Source organism: Rhizobium sp. WYCCWR 11146 (assembly GCF_013591995.1).
Taxonomy (GTDB): Bacteria; Pseudomonadota; Alphaproteobacteria; order Rhizobiales; family Rhizobiaceae; genus Rhizobium; species Rhizobium indicum.
The window spans coordinates 356,488-376,801 of sequence record NZ_JACCEY010000023.1; the positions used below are offsets into that span (position 1 = coordinate 356,488).

Here is a 20,314-nt window from a genome sequence, read left to right on the forward strand (position 1 = left end):
ACATTCGACGATGGCAAGCCTGATTTCCTGTCCGCATTGCGGCGCCCGGCCCAAGGAGGAATTCTCGATCCGCGGCGATGCCGGTCTTGTCAGGCCGGCGCCGGATGCCGGCTCGGATGCCTGGTTCGATTATGTCTATCTGCGCGACAACCCGCGCGGCCGGCACAGCGAATTCTGGCACCATTCCTCGGGATGCCGCCGCTGGCTGATCGTCGAGCGCGATACCGTCACCCATGCGGTCCACGGCGTCAGGGATGCCGCCCTTTCCAAGCTCGGCGGAGAACCGGCATGACGAGCTTCCGTCTTTCCTCCGGCGGCCGCATTGACCGCACCACGACGCTCGGCTTCACCTTCGACGGCAGGCCCCTCGAAGGCCATCCGGGCGACACTCTCGCCTCAGCGCTGCTTGCCAACGGCGTCCAGCTCGTCGGCCGCAGCTTCAAATATCACCGCCCGCGCGGCATCCTGACGGCGGGGGCTGCCGAACCGAACGCGCTGGTGACGACAGGCAGCGGCGGGCGCATCGAACCGAATACGCGCGCGACGATGATCGAGCTTTACCAGGGGCTGGCGGCAAGAAGCCAGAACCGCTGGCCCTCGCTCGGCTTCGATGTCGGCGCGGTCAACGGGCTGCTGTCGCCCTTCCTCAGCGCCGGCTTCTACTACAAGACCTTCATGTGGCCGGCGGCGCTTTGGGAAAAGCTCTACGAGCCGGTGATCCGCAAGGCGGCGGGTCTCGGCAGGGCCTCCTACGAGGCCGATCCCGACACTTACGAGAAATGCTGGGCGCATTGCGATCTGCTGGTGATCGGCGCCGGCCCTGCCGGTCTTGCCGCGGCGCTGACCGCCGGCCGCGCCGGCGCGCGCGTCATCCTCGCCGACGAGGGATCCGTACTCGGCGGCAGCCTGCTTTCCGACAGCGGCACCATTGACGGCAAGCCGGCGGATGCGCTTCTCAGCGAGCTGGTTGCCGAACTGGCGAGCCTGGAGAACGTGCGCCGCCTGCCGCGCATGACCGTGTTCGGCTGGTACGACGACAATGTCTTCGGCGCCGTCGAACGCGTGCAGAAGCATGTGGCGATGCCGGATCCGGAGCGCCCCGTGGAACGGTTGTGGCGCATCGTCGCCCGCCAGGCGATCCTTGCGACCGGCGCCGAAGAGCGGCCGCTCGTCTTCGGCGGCAACGATATTCCCGGTGTGATGATGGCGGGCGCCATGCGCAGCTATCTCAATCGACAAGCGGTCGCGCCAGGCAGAAGCACGGTCATCTTCACCACCAACGATGCCGGATATCGCACCGCTGCCGATCTTGAAGCCGCCGGCCTCGCGGTCGCGGCGATCGTCGACAGCCGCGGGGATGGGGCCGCGAGGTGGCAGGGCCGCGCCGAAGTGCTGAAGGGCGCCAGGGTCATCGATGCGTTTGGCGGCAAGCGCCTGCGCGGTGTCAGCGTCGAAACCGCAACTGGCGCCCGCCGGATCGAAGCGGATGCGCTTGCCATGTCGGGCGGCTGGAGCCCGATCATTCATCTTGCCTGCCATCGCGGCGCGAAACCGCAATGGTCGGACGAGGCCTCGGCGTTTCTGGCGCCTGTCCAGCAGGAAGGTCTGACCGTTGCCGGCTCGGCTGCCGGCCTTGTGCAAACCGCGACCTGCCTCGGGGATGGCGCTGCAAAGGCAGCTGCCGCGTTGAAGGCGATCGGTTTCGCAGCGGCGGAACCGGCTTTTACTGTGGCCTCCGAGACGGCTGCACAGGCAAAGCCGCTCTGGTCGGTCAAGGGCTCGAAGGGCAAGGCTTTCGTCGACTACCAGAACGACGTGCATCTCAAGGACCTCGGCCTCGCCGTCCGCGAAGGCTACGGCCATGTCGAGCTCGCCAAGCGTTACACCACATCAGGCATGGCGACCGATCAGGGCAAACTTTCCAATATCAACGCCATCGGCATCCTTGCCGAGGCGCGCGGTGTGTCGCCCGCCGAGGTGGGAACGACGACCTTCCGGCCCTTCTATACGCCGGTCTCCTTCGGCGCTTTGACCGGGACATCGCGCGGTAAACATTTCCAGCCGGCGCGCAAATCGCCGCTGCATGGCTGGGCCGAGAAGAACGGGGCGGTCTTCGTCGAAACCGGCCTCTGGTACCGTTCCTCCTGGTTTCCGCGCGCCGGTGAGGCGACGTGGCGCGACAGCGTTGACCGCGAGGTGCTGAACATCCGGAAGAGTGCCGGCCTCTGCGACGTCTCGACCCTCGGCAAGATCGAAATATCAGGCAAGGATGCCGCGACCTTCCTCGATCGCATCTACTGCAACGGCTTCGCCAAGCTTGCCGTGGGCAAGGCGCGTTACGGCATCATGCTGCGTGAGGACGGCTTCATCTATGATGACGGCACCACCAGCCGATTCAGTGACGACCATTTCTTCATGACGACGACGACGGCGCTTGCCGCCGGCGTGCTGACCCATCTCGAATTCTGCGCCCAGACGCTCTGGCCGGAACTCGACGTCTGCTTCGCCTCCTCGACCGATCAATGGGCGCAGATGGCCGTCGCCGGGCCGAAGTCGCGCGCCATTCTTCAGGAGATCGTCGACGAGGATTTGTCGGATGCGGCTTTCCCCTTCATGAGCGCCCGCAAGGTCTCTCTCTTCGGTGGCCGCCTCAAGGGCCGGCTCTTCCGGATTTCCTTCTCCGGTGAACTCGCCTACGAGCTGGCAATACCGGCCGGCTACGGCGAAGGCGTTGCCGATGCGGTCATGGCGGCGGGCGAGAGACATGGCATCTGCGCCTATGGCGCCGAAGCGCTCGGCGTCATGCGCATCGAAAAGGGTCATGTCACTCATGCCGAAATCAACGGCACGGTAACGCCCGGCGATCTCGGTTTCGGCCGCATGGTTTCATCAACCAAGCCGGATTTCATCGGCAAGGCAATGCTGGCGCGCGAAGGGCTGCAGGATCCCGACCGGCCGCGCCTCGTCGGCGTCAAGCCGCTTAATCCGGCAACCGGCTTCCGCACCGGCTCGCATATTCTTCCCGACGGCGTTGCGGCGACACTCGAAAACGACCAGGGCTACGTGACATCAAGCGCCTTCTCGCCGACACTCGGCCATACGATCGGCCTGGCGCTCGTCCGGCGCGGGCCGGAACGTATCGGCGAAAAAGTGACGGTCTGGAACGGCCTGCGCAACGAATTCACCGATGCGGTGCTCTGCCATCCCGTCTTCATCGATCCCGAAAACGAGAAGCTCCATGCGTGATCTTCCGCACCACAGACCGGTTCTGGCCGGCATGGCATATCACGGCATCTCAGGGTCGGGCGTCCGGCTGGAGGCCTTGCCGGAGGGCCATCTCCTGCATGTGCTCGGCGCAATCGAGCCAACCGCGCTCGCCGCGGAATTGGTGAAAGCAGGCTTTGCGAAAAGTTCGATCCGTAAGGCGGGTTTCCGGCAATGGTTCGTTGCCGGCGATGAGCCGCTGGTGCCCGCCAGCATTGATTCTCTCGTGGCAGCGCTTGTGGGAAAGGCCTTCGTCATGGACCAGAGCCATGGGCGTGTGCGTATCGGCGTTTCCGGCCGTTCTTCGCGGGCGCTTCTCTCAAGGGGGACTGCCGTCGATCTCGATCTTTTCGTCTTTCCGGAAGGCCATTCGGCGATGACGATGGTCGGTCATCTCTCGGTGCAAATCGTCCGCACCGGCGATGACAGCTTCGAACTCACGGTCCTGCGCAGTTTTGCCGAAAGCCTCTGGGACGATCTCGCGCATATGGCGGCGAGCGCCGAAAAGGATAGCGCCTGATAGAGGCGGGTTTCGATCGTTTTCATGCTGTATGCAGCGCGGCGGCGCCGACCCATTCGGGGCGCTCGGCGCCTTGCAGCTCTTGCACTGCATCGGCGGCAAAGCTCGGCACGACGCCGGTCCACAGCAGTGCGCCGTCCGGATTGGAATGGCCGTCCCCCTCGAGCTTGTAGATGCTTTCGACGATATACTGGCCGTCATTGTTCAGGCCCTTGATCTCGGAAATCTCGATCACCCGGCGCCGGCCGGTGCGCTTGAAGCGGGCGATCTGCACGACGACGTCGACCGCCGAGGCGATCTGGGCGCGCAGCGGCCGAAGCGGCATGTCGATATCGGACATCAGCGCCAGCGTTTCCAGCCGGTGCAGGGAGTCATAGGGCGTGTTCGCGTGGACCGTCGAAAGGCTGCCGCTGTGGCCTGATGTCATCGCCTGGATCATATCGAGCGCCTCGCCGCCGCGGCATTCGCCGACGATGACCCGATCGGGCCGCATGCGCAGCGACGAGCGGAACAGGTCGCGAATGCTGGCGCCGCCGCGGCCGAAACGGTCGGGCTTGGTTACTTCGAGATAGACCACGTGTTCCTTGCGGATCTGCAGTTCGGACGTGTCCTCGATGACGATGATGCGCTCGTGGTCGGCAAAGGCTTCCGACAGCGCGTTCAGCATCGTCGTCTTGCCGGTGCCGGTGCCGCCGGAGATGATGACGTTCTTCTGCAGCCCGACGGCCGTCTGCAGCAATGACAGCGATTGCTCGGTCAGGCTGCCCTGGGTGACGAGATCGTGGATGCTGCGATGTTCTTTCAGAAAGCGGCGGATGGAGATGCAAAGCCCGGTGCGGGACGCGGGCGGCTGGATCATCTGCACGCGCGAACCATCCGGTAGCCGCGCCTCGACGCTCGGTTCCTCCGGCGTCAGCCGCTTGCCTGAGAACTGTGCGATGCTGCGCGCGGCCGATTCCAAATCCTCACGACTGGCGAAACGCGTATCGGCGCGTTCGAGCTTGCCTCGCCTTTCGACGAAGATGTCGGATGTGCCGTTGATCAGGATTTCGGACACGCTCGGATCATCGAGGAGAAAACGGATCGGCCCGAGCAGCTTGTCCAGCGCCCGGGTCAGGACCTGGAAGGTCGCCTGTTCGGCAGCGTCGTCGGAAACGGCCTTCATTAGAGCGGCATCCCGACCAGGACCGTGCTCATGCCGAACAGCGTCGCCATCATCTGAACCGCGGTCGGAAAGAACATCATCAATGGAATGAGGACCAATCCAAGTATTAAGATGCTGCTCATCGTTTCCATCGTTCTCTCTCCGGATCGACTGGCGGGCGATACCCACCATTTGACGAAAGCTTAATCCAGATCGCCAAATAACGCCATGGCCGGCCCCCGCGGAGGCAGTCATTATGATCGCCACACGCCGTTTCTTCTATCGCTTTGAAAGAATTGACCAATTATGGAGCAGTAGACGAGGCCTCGCTGGGTCGTCAAAAACTTCCTATCCGCAGGTAAAAATGCAGCCGCTTCAAAAGCTTAGTTAAAATAATTGGGCGTCAACTGCGACTTTGCAGCCGATGCCTCCAAGACAATTGGAACCCTTCGTTTCGTTTGCTTGACGGAGGGCTGGCCTTAGGCGCACTCTTGGGTCTTAATGGTGTTGCTCAACAAACGTTGGCCGCCGGGGAAGAAAAGCTGAAGCAGAAAATATCATTGGATCGAGCAACATGCTCGTTCGGATCGATAGCGTATGCTTGGTTCATCTTCACCACGGCTTCGAACCGAAACAAACCTGGGAATGAGGAGTAATCACATGTTTGGTAAACTCAAGACTCTCGCAATTGCACTTCACAAGGACGAACGCGGCGACATGGCCCAGATCGTCCTGGCCGTCGCCCTGATCGTCATTCCGCTGATGCTGATCCTGCTCGCATTCGGCAAACAGATCGGCGAATGGTTCAACGAAAAGAACACGGCGCTCTCGGATGCCGAGAGAATTCCTGAGCCGGGTCAATAAGCGGGTCGGGATCATGGATACGACCTATGATCTGACCCTGATGCCTGCGGCGGCGGCTCTTGCCGTCGCCTGCACCATGACCGCGGCGGTGCTCGACCATCGCCACGGTCATATCCCGAACGCCGTCACCTATCCCTGCCTGCTTGGCGGGTTCATGTTGGCGGCAGTCAGCGGCGGTCTCGCAGGGATAGGGCTTGCCTTCGCAGGCCTCCTTGCAGCCGGCCTGATCTTCATCATCGCCTTCGCAGCCGGAAGCTGCGGCGGCGGCGACGTCAAGCTGATGGCGGCGCTCGGCGCCATTCTTGGCCTCTGGCCCGCCATCGACGTCACACTTGCATCGCTGATGGCCGGCGGCGTGATCGCCGTTTTCTCCATGGCGCGGCGTGTTCAGTGGGGCGTGCTGGCCCGAACGGTCGGACTGTTTGCGCTTCTCCTGCCTGCCGGTTTCCGCGATGCCGCTTCGGTGCTGAAGCCGCGTGAAACCCATCATACCGTCCGCTTCGGCGTTGCGGCTGCTCTCGGACTTCTCTGGTGCCTTTTCATGCCCGATTTCACCCCTCTTTCACTCGTGAGGTAACGGCAATGCGCGCGGAACTCGAACGCCCCATCTTCGACGGTGCCTTCTGGAGTTCGATCCTGCATTCGCGGACCTTCTGGGTCCCTCAGGATCACGGCGCGCTCCTCGGTACCTTTACGATCGCCATGATGCTGCTTGCCTCGATGCTGCTACTGCCGCGGCTTTCCGCCCGCCGGCGCCGGATATCGGAGCTGCACGGCGATATCTCCGGGAGCACGACGATGATGGATTTCGTGCTTGTGACACCGGTCTTCGTCTTCTTCATGTTCGTGGTCTTCCAGTTCACGATCCTGGCCAAGAACCACCTCTTCACCCATTATGCCGCCTATGCGGCGGCCCGCAGCGCCCGCGTCTATTTCTGCCCGGCTTTTCCGATCACGCTTAGAAGCATCATCGACGTCAAGACCTGCGATGACGACGCTGCCGCCGGCAAGGCCGATCTTGCCGCCCGCCTGGCGCTGATCCCGGCTGCCCCTTACGACCAGCTGAGATGCGTCGGCGCCTGCCAGCCGCCCGAAGACGCGCTGAAGAGCCTTGCCGATGCCTCGGGCCTTTCGAAGAACTGGCGGGCGATGCGCAACCAGGCCCGCTATATGTTCGATCCGCAGAACGTCACGGTGACCGTCGACCGCGCGCCGATGGCGCTCTATGCCGCCATCAACCGCTCGCCGCATGTGCCGGTCACCGCCAAGGTGGAAGCGCGCTTCCTGCTGCTTGAATATGCCGGCTGGGTCTTTGCCCGCGGCCAGAGGAAGGACGGCCGCTACTACACGATCTCGACGGCGGAGGTGAACCTGCTATGACACCGACCCTTATCAAGCGCCTGCACCGCGACGAACGCGGCTTCCTGTCACCGATCATTCTCTACATGACGATCGCGCTCGCCCTGATGATCGTCTGGATCCTGAATACGGGACAGATGATCTACGACAAGCAGCGCACGCAAGACACGGCCGACGCTGCTGCTCTCGTCCATGCCGACTGGGAAGCCCGCTATCTCAACATCATGGCGATGAACAACGTCGCCTCGTCGCAGGCAACGGTCGTCATGGCGACGTCAGTCGCCTTCCAGCTGACGACGGCGGAGCTGGCCCTGCGCTCTACCGCCATTCTGGCAAAACTCGCCCAATATTCTTTCACCGAAGGCTTGGGCCCGGCGTCGCTGCTGCCGCCGATGCCGCCGATGCCCCATTGCCCGGGCTGGCAGAAGGTCCCGATCGTCGGCGGCATCATCTACGGTGCTTGCCTGGCGTTCCAGGGGGTCCGGGCGATAGGAGCCACCAAAGCGCTTGCGTATACGGTAAAAGCACAGCTCGATTATGATCCATGGGGCCTTATCGAAAAGTCCAGCGACATCATCGACGCGATGAACGACCTCAACGACTACCTTGTCGAGAGCTTTCCGCAGCGGGTCGGCAACGAAGCCCTGCATCTGGTGCGCCTGAACAAGTCGGATCATGTCGTCTTCCATCCGCCGTGCGAGTCCTGCAACAACGCCGGAGAGGGCGCCGGGGGCAACCTGCCGGTCGATCGCGACGGCATCAATCCCGCCTCGGCCTATGCTGAAATGTGCCTCGCCATGACCTATGGCACCCAGGGGCAGGACCCGTTCCTCATGCGCGGCGAGTTTGCCAATCGCGGCTTCCCCAACGGCAAAGGTCCGTTGACCGCAGGTGGGGTCGACGGCAGCCATATCCGCGACTGGGTCAATCACGAGAGCGGCATCGACGATGCTTTAGTGGACTTCTACATCTTTTATGAAGCCTTCGGCCCGGCCTATCTGAGCAAGATCCCGTTCAAGGCGATCATCGAGCAATTTGGCGATCTCAGCTGGTGGCAGGAACTGCTGCTCGATGGCAGCTTCTTTATCGCCGAGGAATTCTTCGGCATCGAATTCGGCATCGTGAACCCCTTTCAGCTGCCGATCGACAAGCCACCGCGCTATTCCGACAAGCAGACAAAGGACGAGAACGATTTCACCCGCAAGTTCGACACGATCTGGAATGGGGTCTGCAGCCCGGCGGGCGCTGCGATTTCGATGGCAGGCGCACTGCCCGTCGTCTCCTTCCCGAAGCCTTACTGGCTGAAGGGACGCACACCTTTCAACTTCACGCCCTTTGGCGGCGAGCAACTCGACGACTACCAGACGCTGGCGATCGTTTCGCGGGCCCCGCGCGCCCGGCTGCAGATCCGCATCTTCAAGGACAAGACGCCGTCCGCCTATGCGCTCGCGCAGAGCTGGGTCCACAATTACACGGCCTTCGACCTCTACACGCAGGACTGGCTCGCATCGCTTGCGCCCGCCACGCTTGCCGACGATATCGGCGAGGTTTCGAACACCATCAAGCAGAGCCCGGCGGCCGACAGTTTTACCGGCTTGACGCGCGTCTTCGATCAAGGAGGAGCCAATGCCTGGGCTGCCGTCAACACACACTGAGCCTATGAGCGGTCCTCCCGGCCGCGGGCTTCTGATGCGGCTGCACCGCGACAAGCGCGGCCTCGCCTCGATCGAATTCGTGCTCGCCGCGCCGGTCATCCTGCTGATCGTGATTTTCGTCATCCACGCGAACAAGATTTCCACCAAGAAGGTCGGAACCATGGTGGCGATGCGCAACGCCGCCTTCGCTGAGGCGAATGGGCTGGACTGCACGTCGGATTTCTCGAACGCCTTCCCGATCCCGGCTTTGCCGGCACTGCCCGGACGCGACGCCATGAGCTGCTCGCGCACGCCATCGCATGAAGGCGGCGGCGACCCTCAGCGCACCTTTGTCTGGGACGACGTACAGAATACCTTAAAGAACGGCCGCGATTTCGGCGATATGGTCGGCGACCTCGCCAATGAAAAGCCGCAGCTCGTCACCGCGACGGCCGACCGGGTCTACAAGTTCAGGGATTCCGACGATCTCGATACGATCAGGAGCCTCCGCTGGAAGGACGCGTTCACGGTCGACGACTCGACGCTGTTTGCCTCCCACAACAACGATACCACGAGCCGCGGCTACGATCCGACGCTGCGCCGGGAAATCCGCGATGTGGCCGACGATTCCGGCGATCTGTTCGACGGCGTCTTTCCGGGAGCGAAATAAGATGAGACAGGGCTCGCGCATTTCCTTTCGTCTCGCCGGCCATATCACTGGTTTACTGTTCGTCATCGGGCTCGCCGCCGCCATGGCCACACCTGTTCGCGCCGAAATCTACAAGGATTTCAAAGTGACGCTGAATTCGATGCTGGCCGGCATCCTCGGTGCGCCGGAACGCGCGCCGCGTGATCTTGTCATCAACGGCCAGCCCCTAGAGTTCACGCCCTACCAGAGTGATCGCAGCATTTCCGATATTACCGACGAGTGGCTGCGGGTGCTGGCCGTTAATACAAGGCCTGCCCTGCCGAAAAGCAACGACAAGGAAGAGCTGACTGCGGTGATCGCCGCCAACATGCTGATCGTCCCGAAGACGAGCCGCATCCGCGACGATCTCGCCGTGGTGGTGCGGTTCTTCGATGGCGACGGCGAGGCTGCCCTCGATTATCTCCGCCGGCAGGATCCGGCCAATCCTTCGGCGAGAGCGCCGATCCCGGGCGTCACGATCATGATCCGCAGGCCCGCCGATGCGCCGAGGACCGAGGTGCTGATGAGCCGCTTCGAGGATGTCGCCTCGACGCTGCCGGCCTTCGCGGCTCCGGCCGATATCAGCAAGCTGCCGATGTCGCTGCGTCCGCCGGCCGGTGTCGAGGTGCTGAGCGATATCGGCGATCGCGACAAGGGCCACACGTCGCGCACGGTCGTGTCGAAAGGCACGCTGTCGGCCTCGCGCTGGTCCGATCAGCGCGCCGATCTGCTTGCCCGCGACGGCTTCACCATCGAGACGCCGCCGGCGCAGCGCGGTGGGGTGACTGCCTTTTACGGCCGGCGCGGCAGCGTCGAGGCCAATGTTCTCTACACACGCAGCAAGACCGACGGCCGGACCGTCGAAGTCATTCAAATCAGGCAACCCTTCGTAGGGGGAATAACACCATGAACTGGAAGCTCATCGCGGCTGTCATCGTCGGGCTCATCACCGGCGTTCTGCTCTATTTCTGGACCGAGAGCGTCAAGAACGAGCAGACGGCCTATGCCTTCATGCGGCTCCAGCCCGACAGGAAGGTTACACGAGGACAGGCGATTACGCCCGACATGCTCGCCGAACCGGTGATGCTGCCGGAAAGCTTCGGGGCGCTCGCCAAGCTCGCGGTTCCCGCTGCCAGCGCCTATCAGGAATGGCTGAAGGACAGGACGGCTGCGAGCGATATTCCGGCCGGCTCGGTGCTGCTCTTCCAGTATTTCGACGATACCGACGGCGGACGCCTGACGACGATGATCGCGCCCGGCAAGCGAGCGCTGACCCTTCCCGTCAACGCGGCCGCGGCCGTCGGCCATTTCGTCGAGCCGGGCAGCTATGTCGATATCCTCGGCACGGTCGACGAACCTGTCGAGCCCGTGGCGCCGGCCGCCGCGACCCAGCCGGGAGCGCCCGGCCAGCCCGCTGCCGTGCCGGGCCAGCCTCCCGCCGTCCCGGGTCAGGCGCCGGCCACAGCCCAGCCGCAGTCGCCGGTCGAGCAGATGCTGAAGAACTATCTCACCCAGTATCCGGGCGCCGACGAGAACGATGTCAACGCCTACCGCAAACAGGCGCAGGATTATAAACTCGGCATAAGCTCGCGCACCCGCGTCGTCACCCGCACTTTCCTGCAGAATGTCAAGGTTCTGGCCGTCGGTGCGGCGACGACGGCGGAGGGTGCGGTCACCAAGGCCAACAGCACCTACAACAATGTGACCGTCGAAGTGACGCCGTCGGAAGCCGAAATGCTGATTTTTGCCATGGGCCAGTCGAACGGCAGCCTGAACCTCGTGCTGCGCAATCCGGCCGACAATACCGTCGAGGACCTGCCGAGCATCAACTGGACGCGCATGTGACCGCCGCGGGGGAATGAGCCATGCTGTTGAAGATTTCCTATGAGGACGGCAGCGGTCGGGAGGTCATCCCGCTCTCGGCGAACGAGACCTATTTCGTTGGCGAAAGCAGCACGCTGACGCTGCCCGCCGGCGCGGGCGTCGTGCGCCTGCGCGGCAGCCACGTCTCGTCGCCGCAATTCGTGCTGCGAAAGTCCGGCCAGGGGTGGTCGGTGCAGCATCACGGACGCAACCCGACGCGGGTCGACGATCAGCCGCTTCGAGCCGGCACGCCGGTTGCGGTCTCGGCCGGCATGTCGATCTGGGTGCCGAACGTCACCATTGAGCTTGTTGAACCAGCCGCGGCCGCCGAAGTGGTCACGCAATTTCCCGATCAGGAACGTGTGCTCGCCCTGCAGATGGAAATTCACGAACGCCTGCTGAAGGACACGCAATATGACCGGCTGGTGAAATCCGCCGATTTCGGCCGCGAGGAGACGCGCGGCCGCATCCGCGAACGCCTCGACATGTTCATTAAGGAGGCGCTCGACGCTGCACCGCAGGATCTCGTCATCCTTGTCATCAAGAACGCCGTCTATCGGTGGCTGGCCAAACGCATTGCCCGCACGGGGCGGCGCGACGCCTCGTCGAATGCCGCAAGCCTGTCGCGCGAGGAGCAGGACAATCGCCGCCTCTTCGACGTCGGCAAGGCGCTGATTTCGGCGCTGCAGCTCAAGCTGAACTTCGAGTCCACCCGCTCGGACTTCGCCCAACTCGACACCCGTTTCAGCGCCGCCTTCCAGTCCCGGCAGGCTCTTTTCAACGCCGGCGACCGCTATGAGATCGCCCATATGCACCTGCGCTCCAGCATCGAGGAGCTGATGTATCGCTGGGGGACGATCTCCGAGCTGATGGATCTCGACGTCATCTCGGAAATCATGGTGACGCGCTATGACGAGATCTACGTCGAAAAATTCGGCCTGCTGGAGCGTTATCCCTTTGCCTTCGCCAATGAACGGCAGCTGATGAAGGTGATCGAGCGCATCGCCGTCGATTCCAACCGCTCGATCAACGAGAGCGAGGCGATGGCCGACTTCCGCATGCCGGATGGTTCGCGCGTCAACGCCGTCATTCCGCCGCTGGCGGTCAAGGGCGCCTGCCTGACCATCCGCAAGTTCGGCGGCAAGTCGCGGCTCGACATCAGCAAGCTGGTCACCGCCGGCGCGCTCAGCGAGCCGATGCGCGCCTTCCTCGAGGCGGCCGTCCGCTCCCGCAAGAACATCGTCGTCTCCGGCGGCACCGGCTCCGGCAAGACGACGCTTTTGAACAGCCTGTCGCAATTCATCCCGATCGGCGAGCGCGTCGTTGCCGTCGAGGACACGTCGGAACTGCAGCTTGACGGCATCCATGTCGTCTATCTGCAATCGCGGCCGAAGACGGCGGAATCCGAGACCAGCGTCACCATCCGCGACCTCGTGCGCAACGCGCTGCGCATGCGTCCCGACCGCATCATCGTCGGCGAGTGCCGCGGCGCCGAGGCGATCGACATGCTGCAGGCGATGAACACCGGCCATGCCGGCTCGATGACGACGGCTCATGCCAACACGCCGCAGGACATGATGACCCGCCTGGAAGTGATGGTGCTGCAGGGGCAGAGTTCGCTGCCTGTCATGGCGATCCGCCAGCAGATCGTTGCCGCCGTCGAACTCGTCGTGCAGTTGAACCGCCTGGCGAACGGGCGGCGCGCCGTGACCGAAATATCGGAGGTGATCGGCATCGATCCGGATACCGGCCTCATCATCGTCGAGCCGATCTTCAATCTCGTCGGCCGCGCCGGTGGCCAGGCCGTGCATGCCTTCACCGGCTACCTGCCGAGCTTCGTCGCCGAGCTCGTCGAGTTCAACGACGACGGCGAGATCGAGAAACTGGACATGTTCGTCTAGAGCGGTTCCAGAACCGCTCTAAGCTTTTGTTTTTACGCAATTCCGGACGGAAAACCGCTTCGCACTTTTCCTGGAATTGCTCTGAGGGGGAAGCCATGGATATCAGCATTCTGCAGATCTTTACGGTCGCCCTCGGCGCCGTAACAGCGGGACTGCTCGTCTGGGGCGCGCCGGTGCGCTGGCCGGCGCCGCTGCTGCGCGCCACCGAACGCGACATTGCGCTCGCCAGCGAGGCGGCGCAGGTCTTCGGGCGCGATGCCGTTCCGCCCTATACGATGATCCTCGCCTACGGCATCACGGCGATCGTCGTCTTCATCGTGATCTCGCTGATCTTCGGGCCGATCTTCGGCTTCGTCGTCGCCATCCCGGTCGCCTTCTTCCTGCCCAAGGGCTTGATCCGTTATTTCCTGCAGCGGCGCTGGCTGCAGATCGAATCGCAGCTTCCCTATGCCGTCGACCAGATCGTCTCGGCGGTGCGCACCGGCAAGCCGCTTGCCGTCGCCGTCAATGCGGTGGCCGATACCGGTCAGATGCCGGCCTCGCGCGAATTCGAGCGCATCGCCCGCGAACAGAAGCTTGGCATCGGCCTGGTCGAAGCGCTCGACCGCCACGGCCGCACTGTGCCGAGCCTGCACTTCAAGATGGTCGATGCGGCCCTCGGTCTCTTTGCCCGCCAGGGCGGCGACATTTCCGAGCCGCTGACGGAAATGTCGAAATCCTTCAAGGAAATCTGGAAGCTCGACCAGAAGATCACCACCTCGTCGTCGCAGGCGCGGATGAATTTCCGCGTCGTCAATGGCGGCGCGCTGTTCATGATCCTGCTGATCTTCTTCGGCCAGCCGGAACTGATCGACAAGGTGTTCGGCAACGCCATCGGCATCGTCATCGCGATCGTCGGCGCCATTCTCTATGCCACCGGTTTCTTCTGGATGCGCTCGATGATGAAGGTGTCGGTATGATGTCTCAGATACCTCTCGCCCCGATCGCCGTCGTCCTTGCCGGCATCACCGCTGCGCTGTTCGTCTGGTGGATCGGCGATCTGCTCGGCAGCATTCAGGTGGTGCGCCGGTCCGCAGGCGGCGATGGTCCGCCCCCGAATATTGTCGACAGCATCGGCATGCGCACGCCGGTCGAATTCGTGCTGACGCATTTCGAGCCGCTTCTGGCCGATTACGGCGCGCAACTCGAGCAGAAGCTGATCTATGCCGGCCGGCCCTTCGGCGGCGTGACGGGACGGGAATATATCGCCCTTCTCGTCGTTCTGAGCCTGTTCGGCTTCGTTGTGCTCGGCCTGCTGTTCGGCATTGCCAGCGGGAGCGTGATCGGCGGGCTCGTGGCCGGGCTGATCCTCGGCCTCATCCCCGCCATCTATTTCTGGGTGGTCGCTGACGACAAGGCGCAGGACCGCAAGGAGCGCATTTCGCGCGAATTTCCCTACTTTCTCGATCTCGTCGTCATGACGCAGCAGGCGCAGGCGACCCTGCCGGAAAGCCTGAGGCTTTATGCCGAGGCGGCACCCGGCACTGTTATGAGCGAGGAGATCGAACAGACGCTGAAGGACGTGGCGCTCGGCACCGGCATGATCGAGGCGTTGCAGCGTCTGGAGCGCCGCATGACCGCCGAGGAGGTCATCCGCGTCATCCGCGCCGTGATCCAGGGCGAAGTCGAGGGCAGCAACCGCGTGGAGCTGTTGCGCGAACATGCGCGCGACCTGCGCTTCCGCCGCTGGGAAAAGGCCGATAGAGCCAGTGAAAAGCTGAAGGCCAAGATCGTCATGCCGGCGATGATGATCGTCGTATCGATCCTTCTTCTGGTGCTGGCGCCTGCAATTGTCGAGATGATGTCGAGTGGGATGTTCTGATCATGGTCTTTTCCTTCTTTCGCGGAAACAAGCCTAGCCTTCTGCAGACCGGTCCCGGCGGCCAGAGCCGCAGTCATGTGCTCGACCGGCCGGAAATGTCGATCGGCCGGGCTGGCAATGCCGATATCGTCGTCGACGATCCGTTCCTGGCGCCGATCCATGCGCGCATCGAGCGCCAAAGCGACGGCGGCTTCATCATTCGCCGCATGGGGCTGAACCCGATCATGCTGCGCGGCGAAGCGCTGTTGCAGACGGCCTCGCTGAAAGCCGGCGACAGCTTCCGTCTCGGCAAGGACGTAGAATTCCAGTTCGTCGTCAAGGCCGCGGCCAAGGAAGCGCCGAAGAAGGAGGCTTCCAAGACAGGTGACGACAAGCCGAAAAAATCGCTCCTCAAGCAGCCGGCCTTCCTCGCAGGCATGGGGGTCGCCTATCTCGCCATCGTCGGCATCATCGGCTACGTGATCCTCTCCGACAGCGGCAGCGCGGAAAGTGGCCCGACGGCAGAACGCATCAATGCGGAAGCCGCCCGCATTCCGACATGCATCAAGAATGCCCGGCGCATGCGCCAGGTTTCGGAGGCCAGCTTCAACGGGGCCGTCGGCGGCCGTGTCGGCAGGGATGGCGACGCAACCTATGCCGCCCTTTCGCTTGCCGCCGAGCCATCGGACGACGCCGCGCTGGCAAAGGCCGCCGAGCCGATCGTCGAGGCTTACAAACGCACGGCGCTTGCCGCCCTTGCCTCGGAAAACCGCGGCAACAATACGCTGGCGCAGACCCTCTACCAACAGACCTACGACCTCGTTCCCGACGTCAACTGCTCGGCCGCGCGTTTCGCGCTGCAGCGGCGGGCCGCGGTGAAGCCGCCGGCGCGGCGCTGATCGCCGGTTCTGCACCGCTGTTCGATGAATACAAATGTGGCTTGTTCATCATCGAGGCCGCGCGAGCCGGGTAGCGATGTCAAGGACTTGCCGGAATATTGGCGATGACCTTTATCTCAAAGTCGGAGCCGACCGTGTGTTTAGACTGTCGAAGAAAATTGGAGCCGCCGATGGATGAACCACTGTTCAAACGCCTGGACATCAGCTCGGATGACGGCTGGTCACTCTGACATAATAGCCGTCAGGATCGATAAGGCGAAAGTCACGCAGCCCCCAAGGCTGTAGAGCAAGATCGGAGACCGTCCAGCCACTCTCTTTTGCCGCGCGATAGGCACCCTCGACGTCAGCGACCTTCAAGACGATTTCGACGCCGAGGCCAGCTCTCTGCCCGGTATAGATCCGTAGCGGATGATCGGTCGAAAGGACGCTACGCGAATTGATCGCGATCACCGCGTTACCGTTTTTCAACATCGTGTATTCGATGCTTGGCGAGCCCTGGACTTCAAAGCACAGAACCCGCCGATAGAAATCAAGCGATTTTTCAGGGCTCTCGACAAATAGCTCCAAACTCAGTTGCAACTGGTGTCTCCTTTTTTTGCTCAGAATGAATGCTGTTGCCAGAAGGGGCAGACGAGCCTGACGCTGGCGGGCTTCATTTGGAGAGGTACTTGTTCAGGAATGCTCGAACGCTGCTAAACGACTGCTCGGCCGCCGTCGCATTATATTCTTCCCGATGACCGAATGCCGTCTTTGCCACCGCGACGTACGGAGAATCGAAATCATGGTATGCACCCGGATAGACGTTGAGTTCGATTGGCGGACCTTTGCCACTCAGGTGAGAAACCCTCTGCCGACACCTTTCGGCGGGGCTCCAATCGTCCAATTCGCCATTTAGGATCAAAGTTGGCACCGTCGCATCGCCCTCATGGGGAGCGCAAACTGGATAATACCCGACGGCAGCCTTGAACTTTCGATCCATGAACTGCTCGTTGCCCTCGGCTTTCGTGGCTTCCAGCGTTGCGATTCCACCAGCCGAGAAGCCCATCAACCCTACACGTCGGGCATCAACGAAGGTGTATGTCGATAGGAAATCGAGAGCCCCGTAGGCATCGAATACCCGGTCGGGAAGATAGCGTTCACAGGTGTTGTCAATGTTGCGGGTCGTGAAGCTGTCGACCACCAGCACGACATATCCCCATGAGGTCAATCGCTGCGGCCAGTAAGTTTTGGTGTTCGGCTGAATACCTCCGCAACCGTGCATGACGACGACGGCCGGAAAGGGACCATCTCCCTCTGGTCGGCTCAGATATCCCAGCAAGTGCGTAGCTTGGGCCTGCGGGAGACTGATACCTTGTTCCTTCGCCTTGCGTTCCAGGAATGGACTTGGCTTTGCGACCGCGCTGTCGAATCGCACCAATTCGTCAGCGCGAGCCGCACGGTTAGGCTGCACGATAGCGATGAGCAAAAGTCCGAAAACAAGCTTTGTGATTTGCATTGCGTTGTTCCGCTGGGCGACAGGCAGTTGATCAAACGCTACCCACAACCGATCATCATCTAGATCCGGAAACCTCGGCGTCGATAGGCTAAAAAGGGGCGTGTCAAATAGCCGCCCCCAATGAGTATCTGACCGCTTTTTATGCCGATGGCGGATTTATTTTAGCGGCTGGTGTATGCACTTTCGCTTGCGGCCGAACCATCAGACGACGCGGCGCTGGCAGCGAGCCTAATCACCGGCGCGAACCTGCTGGTGGACGGTGGATGGTCCGTCGCCTGAGGCCGAGGTCACATCGCCGGTAAGGGCGATCCGATGCGACTTATGCCGCGCTTTCGCTGGCAGCTGAACCCGCCTATGCTCGGCCGCGCGTTTTGCGCTGCATAGCCGTGTCGTCACGACCTCGCGGGCGCGGCGTTGATCGTCGGTTCTGCCACCCGTCTCCACAACTTATAGTGTCGCCATGACCCCTTTGCGGACAATTGACGAATGGGCGCCTATACGCGGCCCAAAGAGCCGGCAGCTCGTTAGCGGGACCTGGGTCCTGCGGCTCAATGCCTCACGCGATTGACGCTTTTAGAGGCCATCGGTACGCATACTCATCAGCAACAGGGGACCAATGATGCGAACTTTGGCTGCAACAATTTCCGCTCTCCTACTTCCAGTACTGACGAGTTGTACGACGACCTCGGGTGGCATTACCACGGAGAACAAGAACCTTACTGCAGTCAGCGCTGAGCGGACGCGACTGGCGCAGACTTGGCACCTCAAAGCCGATTGCTCACAATTAAGCCGTCCGAACGTTCGGACAGTCTCTCCGCCAGCTCATGGGAAACTCGAAATCGTACCGGAAGACATACTCGCGAATTCGAAGAAGTTTCCCAAATGCGCTGGTGTGAAAACCGCGGGCATGGTTGTTTACTACGTTTCTGCAGCCGGATATGTCGGCCCTGACAAAGCAACGTTCAGGGAGTCCTATGGTGACGGGGTTGTTCGCGACGTGACTTTCGACCTCAACGTAGTCAAATAGACCACGCGGGGACGGCTCAAATAGCTGAATGGTCTCTATGGCTTAGCAATCATCCAGCGATCGTCGACGCACAGTAGGTGAAATAGCTCCCATACAAATCACCCATACCGTTTCCGATCGACCAATCCGTTACGCTGACGTGAGTCCGCCCAGCTCCCGTTTGGACAACATCGATGATGGTCTGCATTTTGTGTGGCGGGAGGGAAATAAATCTCACTTGTTTCGCATCATCATGGTTTTCGCGAAGCCAAAAATTGCTGGGCAGATACTTCGTTGCGCAGCTGGCTATCGCTTTATAGTCGCCGTTCAACTCAAAATCGGCGAAATGTTGAAGCATAGGGTCGCAGCCGCATAGCGAGATGACGACCAAAAGTGTCGCCAAGCGCTTGCGACAGTTTACGAGAATTACTGGTTTTACCATATATATTGTTTCCGCGCTGAGCCTGAACCCGGTAATTCGTCAAACCTCGATGACGTATGCTTGGATAGCAACCACATGGATTAGCAGACAACCCCTTAGCCATGTCTGCCTCGATCGACTTTAGCCAAACCGGTCCACCAGGAAATCTATCACTGTCCGCAACATCGCTGTCGGCCGCCGGTTCGGCGCATAGATGAGGTACATCGGTACAGGCTTGTAGGACCATTCCTGCAGCACCTGCTCAAGCCGTCCTTCAGCGATATCGGTGGCGAGCAGCAGTTCCGGCTGAAGCACAATTCCCGCGCCGCTGAGCGCTGCCATGCGAAGTGCTGCCCCCTGGTTGGTCGAGAATTTTCCGGAAGTCAACACATCGCGCATTTCGCCGCCCGGCCCGACCAGGTGCCAGTGATCCTGCGTGCGCCAATAGGAGTGGCCGAGGCAGAGATGGTTCGTCAGAGCCTCCGGCGAGGTCGGCCGGCCATGGCGGGCAAGATAGTCCGGCGAGGCAGCGAGAATCCGCCGGTAGGGCGTGAGCGGGCGGGCGACGAGGCTGCTGTCCGAGAGCGGGCCGATGTGAATACCGAGCTCGAACCCCTCGCCGACGAGGTCATGGACATTGTTGTCGAGCGATAGCTCGATGCTGACGTCGGGATAGGCGTTCTGGTAATCGATCAGCGCGGGCACCAGGATCTGCGTCCCGAAGCTGACGGGTGCCACCAACCGAAGGCGGCCGCGCGGCGCCGATTGCAGCTCGCTCGCCGAAGCCTCGGCCAGCGCCACTTCGGAAAGCGCGCGCTTGCAGCGCTCGTAATAGAGCTGGCCAACCTCTGTCAGCTGATGGCGTCGCGTGGTCCGATGGATCAGCGTCGCCCCGAGCCGGGTCTCAATCGTCTTGATGTGCTTGGCAACCATGGCAGGCGACACTTGCGCGATCTCCGCGGCCGCCGCGAAACTGCCATTGTCGATGACCCTGACGAACATCGCCATGCCGGCCAGCTTGTCCACGATTGCCTACCTGTTGGTTTTGAATGACGATACCGGGAGCTTATTTATCAACCAAGGAATTTACAACATGGTCGTCATGCCCGCGCCAAGACGACGGACATTACCAACCTGACCAAGGAGACACCATGCCCATTCTTCACCTGCAGATGCATCCCGGCCGCACCGACGATCAGAAACGCGCCTTCGCGCGCGAAGTAACCAAAGCCGCCGTCGAAACCCTGGCGTGCCCGCCGGAATCGCTGGAAATCCTGATAACGGAGATCGCCAAGGATTCCTGGGCGGTCGGTGGCAAGCTGAAATCCGAAGCCTGAGAGACGACCCGCAGTGTCGAAGGCTCGAGCTGCGGGACGCCGCCGCCATGATATTGGACAGGGAGCCGGCACGCGGCTC

At 61.9% G+C, this 20,314-nt stretch carries 21 protein-coding genes; 15 read left to right on the forward strand and 6 right to left on the reverse strand.

The features are described 5' to 3' along the window. Nucleotides 1-10 precede the first annotated feature (10 nt). From HX899_RS19250 to HX899_RS19260, 3 genes are read left to right on the forward strand one after another with little or no spacing between them, the layout of a single operon-like run. A complete protein-coding gene (locus HX899_RS19250) occupies nt 11-292 on the forward strand; it encodes a sarcosine oxidase subunit delta (RefSeq protein ID WP_181293089.1) in 282 nt (93 codons plus the stop codon). Then, complete coding sequence (locus tag HX899_RS19255) at nt 289-3,246, forward strand: sarcosine oxidase subunit alpha family protein (RefSeq protein ID WP_181293090.1); 2,958 nt, start codon at nt 289-291, stop codon at nt 3,244-3,246. The genes HX899_RS19250 and HX899_RS19255 overlap by 4 nt, the downstream gene beginning before the upstream one ends. After that, nucleotides 3,239-3,784 carry a sarcosine oxidase subunit gamma gene (locus tag HX899_RS19260; protein ID WP_181293091.1) on the forward strand — a complete coding sequence of 182 codons (546 nt, stop codon included), beginning with the start codon at nt 3,239-3,241 and terminating at the stop codon, nt 3,782-3,784. Before HX899_RS19255 ends, HX899_RS19260 begins: the two co-directional genes overlap by 8 nt. A gap of 22 nt (nt 3,785-3,806) precedes the next feature. Here the strand turns inward: HX899_RS19260 and HX899_RS19265 are convergent, their stop codons facing one another. Both HX899_RS19265 and HX899_RS35455 read right to left on the reverse strand, forming a co-directional pair. Then, nucleotides 3,807-4,949, reverse strand: a complete 1,143-nt coding sequence (locus HX899_RS19265) for a CpaF family protein (RefSeq protein WP_246697136.1) — start codon at nt 4,947-4,949, stop codon at nt 3,807-3,809. Next, the gene (locus tag HX899_RS35455) at nt 4,949-5,080 is read right to left on the reverse strand and encodes a hypothetical protein (protein ID WP_012763633.1); all 132 of its coding nucleotides are present in this window, start codon (nt 5,078-5,080) and stop codon (nt 4,949-4,951) included. The genes HX899_RS19265 and HX899_RS35455 overlap by 1 nt, the downstream gene beginning before the upstream one ends. 508 nt (nt 5,081-5,588) lie before the next feature. On the opposite strand from HX899_RS35455, the gene HX899_RS19270 reads away from it, so the two are divergent. From HX899_RS19270 to HX899_RS19320, 11 genes are all read left to right on the forward strand, one after another. After that, nucleotides 5,589-5,792 (forward strand): hypothetical protein, encoded by a 204-nt coding sequence (locus HX899_RS19270; RefSeq protein ID WP_003548168.1) that lies wholly within the window; start codon nt 5,589-5,591, stop codon nt 5,790-5,792. 13 nt (nt 5,793-5,805) lie between these two features. Further along, nucleotides 5,806-6,369, forward strand: a complete 564-nt coding sequence (locus tag HX899_RS19275) for a prepilin peptidase (protein ID WP_138331480.1) — start codon at nt 5,806-5,808, stop codon at nt 6,367-6,369. A gap of 5 nt (nt 6,370-6,374) precedes the next feature. Further along, nucleotides 6,375-7,172 carry a TadE/TadG family type IV pilus assembly protein gene (locus tag HX899_RS19280; protein ID WP_171598221.1) on the forward strand — a complete coding sequence of 266 codons (798 nt, stop codon included), beginning with the start codon at nt 6,375-6,377 and terminating at the stop codon, nt 7,170-7,172. Beyond that, nucleotides 7,169-8,806 (forward strand): TadE/TadG family type IV pilus assembly protein, encoded by a 1,638-nt coding sequence (locus HX899_RS19285; protein WP_181293093.1) that lies wholly within the window; start codon nt 7,169-7,171, stop codon nt 8,804-8,806. The genes HX899_RS19280 and HX899_RS19285 overlap by 4 nt, the downstream gene beginning before the upstream one ends. Beyond that, on the forward strand, nt 8,778-9,455 hold the full coding sequence (locus HX899_RS19290; protein WP_181293094.1) for a TadE/TadG family type IV pilus assembly protein: 678 nt from the start codon (nt 8,778-8,780) through the stop codon (nt 9,453-9,455). The genes HX899_RS19285 and HX899_RS19290 overlap by 29 nt, the downstream gene beginning before the upstream one ends. 1 nt (nt 9,456) lies before the next feature. Next, on the forward strand, nt 9,457-10,383 hold the full coding sequence (locus HX899_RS19295; protein WP_181293095.1) for a hypothetical protein: 927 nt from the start codon (nt 9,457-9,459) through the stop codon (nt 10,381-10,383). Next, entirely contained in the window at nt 10,380-11,318 is a 939-nt protein-coding gene (locus tag HX899_RS19300) for a Flp pilus assembly protein CpaB (protein ID WP_181293096.1), read from the forward strand. The genes HX899_RS19295 and HX899_RS19300 overlap by 4 nt, the downstream gene beginning before the upstream one ends. 20 nt (nt 11,319-11,338) lie before the next feature. After that, nucleotides 11,339-13,237: an ATPase, T2SS/T4P/T4SS family gene (locus HX899_RS19305; protein WP_138331486.1), complete on the forward strand. Its 1,899-nt coding sequence runs from the start codon at nt 11,339-11,341 to the stop codon at nt 13,235-13,237. A 95-nt stretch (nt 13,238-13,332) separates the two neighbouring features. Further along, the gene (locus tag HX899_RS19310; RefSeq protein WP_029872054.1) at nt 13,333-14,196 is read left to right on the forward strand and encodes a type II secretion system F family protein; all 864 of its coding nucleotides are present in this window, start codon (nt 13,333-13,335) and stop codon (nt 14,194-14,196) included. Then, nucleotides 14,193-15,098, forward strand: coding sequence for a type II secretion system F family protein (locus tag HX899_RS19315; protein ID WP_181293097.1), 906 nt, complete (start codon nt 14,193-14,195; stop codon nt 15,096-15,098). Before HX899_RS19310 ends, HX899_RS19315 begins: the two co-directional genes overlap by 4 nt. A gap of 2 nt (nt 15,099-15,100) precedes the next feature. Further along, nucleotides 15,101-15,976 carry an FHA domain-containing protein gene (locus HX899_RS19320; RefSeq protein WP_181293098.1) on the forward strand — a complete coding sequence of 292 codons (876 nt, stop codon included), beginning with the start codon at nt 15,101-15,103 and terminating at the stop codon, nt 15,974-15,976. A 201-nt stretch (nt 15,977-16,177) separates the two neighbouring features. Here HX899_RS19320 and HX899_RS19325 read toward each other — a convergent pair whose 3' ends face one another. The 4 genes from HX899_RS19325 to HX899_RS19340 all read right to left on the reverse strand — a co-directional run bounded on the left by HX899_RS19325 (nt 16,178) and on the right by HX899_RS19340 (nt 19,924). Next, complete coding sequence (locus HX899_RS19325) at nt 16,178-16,555, reverse strand: glyoxalase/bleomycin resistance/extradiol dioxygenase family protein (RefSeq protein ID WP_181293099.1); 378 nt, start codon at nt 16,553-16,555, stop codon at nt 16,178-16,180. 73 nt (nt 16,556-16,628) lie between these two features. Further along, nucleotides 16,629-17,471 (reverse strand): dienelactone hydrolase family protein, encoded by an 843-nt coding sequence (locus tag HX899_RS19330; protein ID WP_181293100.1) that lies wholly within the window; start codon nt 17,469-17,471, stop codon nt 16,629-16,631. Between the two features lie 1,076 nt (nt 17,472-18,547). Next, nucleotides 18,548-18,919, reverse strand: a complete 372-nt coding sequence (locus HX899_RS19335; RefSeq protein WP_181293101.1) for a hypothetical protein — start codon at nt 18,917-18,919, stop codon at nt 18,548-18,550. Between the two features lie 120 nt (nt 18,920-19,039). Further along, a complete protein-coding gene (locus HX899_RS19340; protein ID WP_181293102.1) occupies nt 19,040-19,924 on the reverse strand; it encodes a LysR family transcriptional regulator in 885 nt (294 codons plus the stop codon). A gap of 125 nt (nt 19,925-20,049) precedes the next feature. On the opposite strand from HX899_RS19340, the gene HX899_RS19345 reads away from it, so the two are divergent. Beyond that, complete coding sequence (locus HX899_RS19345; protein WP_130653853.1) at nt 20,050-20,235, forward strand: 4-oxalocrotonate tautomerase; 186 nt, start codon at nt 20,050-20,052, stop codon at nt 20,233-20,235. The last annotated feature ends 79 nt before the right edge of the window (nt 20,236-20,314 follow it).

Excerpts from the sequence above, each read along its gene's own strand:
- HX899_RS19250 (WP_181293089.1), top strand. The coding sequence starts at position 11 with ATGGCAAGCCTGATTTCCTGTCCGCATTGCGGCGCCCGGCCCAAGGAG.
- HX899_RS19255 (WP_181293090.1), top strand. The coding sequence starts at position 289 with ATGACGAGCTTCCGTCTTTCCTCCGGCGGCCGCATTGACCGCACCACG.
- HX899_RS19260 (WP_181293091.1), top strand. The coding sequence starts at position 3,239 with ATGCGTGATCTTCCGCACCACAGACCGGTTCTGGCCGGCATGGCATAT.
- HX899_RS19265 (WP_246697136.1), bottom strand. The coding sequence starts at position 4,949 with ATGAAGGCCGTTTCCGACGACGCTGCCGAACAGGCGACCTTCCAGGTC.
- HX899_RS35455 (WP_012763633.1), bottom strand. The coding sequence starts at position 5,080 with ATGGAAACGATGAGCAGCATCTTAATACTTGGATTGGTCCTCATTCCA.
- HX899_RS19270 (WP_003548168.1), top strand. The coding sequence starts at position 5,589 with ATGTTTGGTAAACTCAAGACTCTCGCAATTGCACTTCACAAGGACGAA.
- HX899_RS19275 (WP_138331480.1), top strand. The coding sequence starts at position 5,806 with ATGGATACGACCTATGATCTGACCCTGATGCCTGCGGCGGCGGCTCTT.
- HX899_RS19280 (WP_171598221.1), top strand. The coding sequence starts at position 6,375 with ATGCGCGCGGAACTCGAACGCCCCATCTTCGACGGTGCCTTCTGGAGT.
- HX899_RS19285 (WP_181293093.1), top strand. The coding sequence starts at position 7,169 with ATGACACCGACCCTTATCAAGCGCCTGCACCGCGACGAACGCGGCTTC.
- HX899_RS19290 (WP_181293094.1), top strand. The coding sequence starts at position 8,778 with ATGCCTGGGCTGCCGTCAACACACACTGAGCCTATGAGCGGTCCTCCC.
- HX899_RS19295 (WP_181293095.1), top strand. The coding sequence starts at position 9,457 with ATGAGACAGGGCTCGCGCATTTCCTTTCGTCTCGCCGGCCATATCACT.
- HX899_RS19300 (WP_181293096.1), top strand. The coding sequence starts at position 10,380 with ATGAACTGGAAGCTCATCGCGGCTGTCATCGTCGGGCTCATCACCGGC.
- HX899_RS19305 (WP_138331486.1), top strand. The coding sequence starts at position 11,339 with ATGCTGTTGAAGATTTCCTATGAGGACGGCAGCGGTCGGGAGGTCATC.
- HX899_RS19310 (WP_029872054.1), top strand. The coding sequence starts at position 13,333 with ATGGATATCAGCATTCTGCAGATCTTTACGGTCGCCCTCGGCGCCGTA.
- HX899_RS19315 (WP_181293097.1), top strand. The coding sequence starts at position 14,193 with ATGATGTCTCAGATACCTCTCGCCCCGATCGCCGTCGTCCTTGCCGGC.
- HX899_RS19320 (WP_181293098.1), top strand. The coding sequence starts at position 15,101 with ATGGTCTTTTCCTTCTTTCGCGGAAACAAGCCTAGCCTTCTGCAGACC.
- HX899_RS19330 (WP_181293100.1), bottom strand. The coding sequence starts at position 17,471 with ATGCAAATCACAAAGCTTGTTTTCGGACTTTTGCTCATCGCTATCGTG.
- HX899_RS19335 (WP_181293101.1), bottom strand. The coding sequence starts at position 18,919 with ATGGTAAAACCAGTAATTCTCGTAAACTGTCGCAAGCGCTTGGCGACA.
- HX899_RS19345 (WP_130653853.1), top strand. The coding sequence starts at position 20,050 with ATGCCCATTCTTCACCTGCAGATGCATCCCGGCCGCACCGACGATCAG.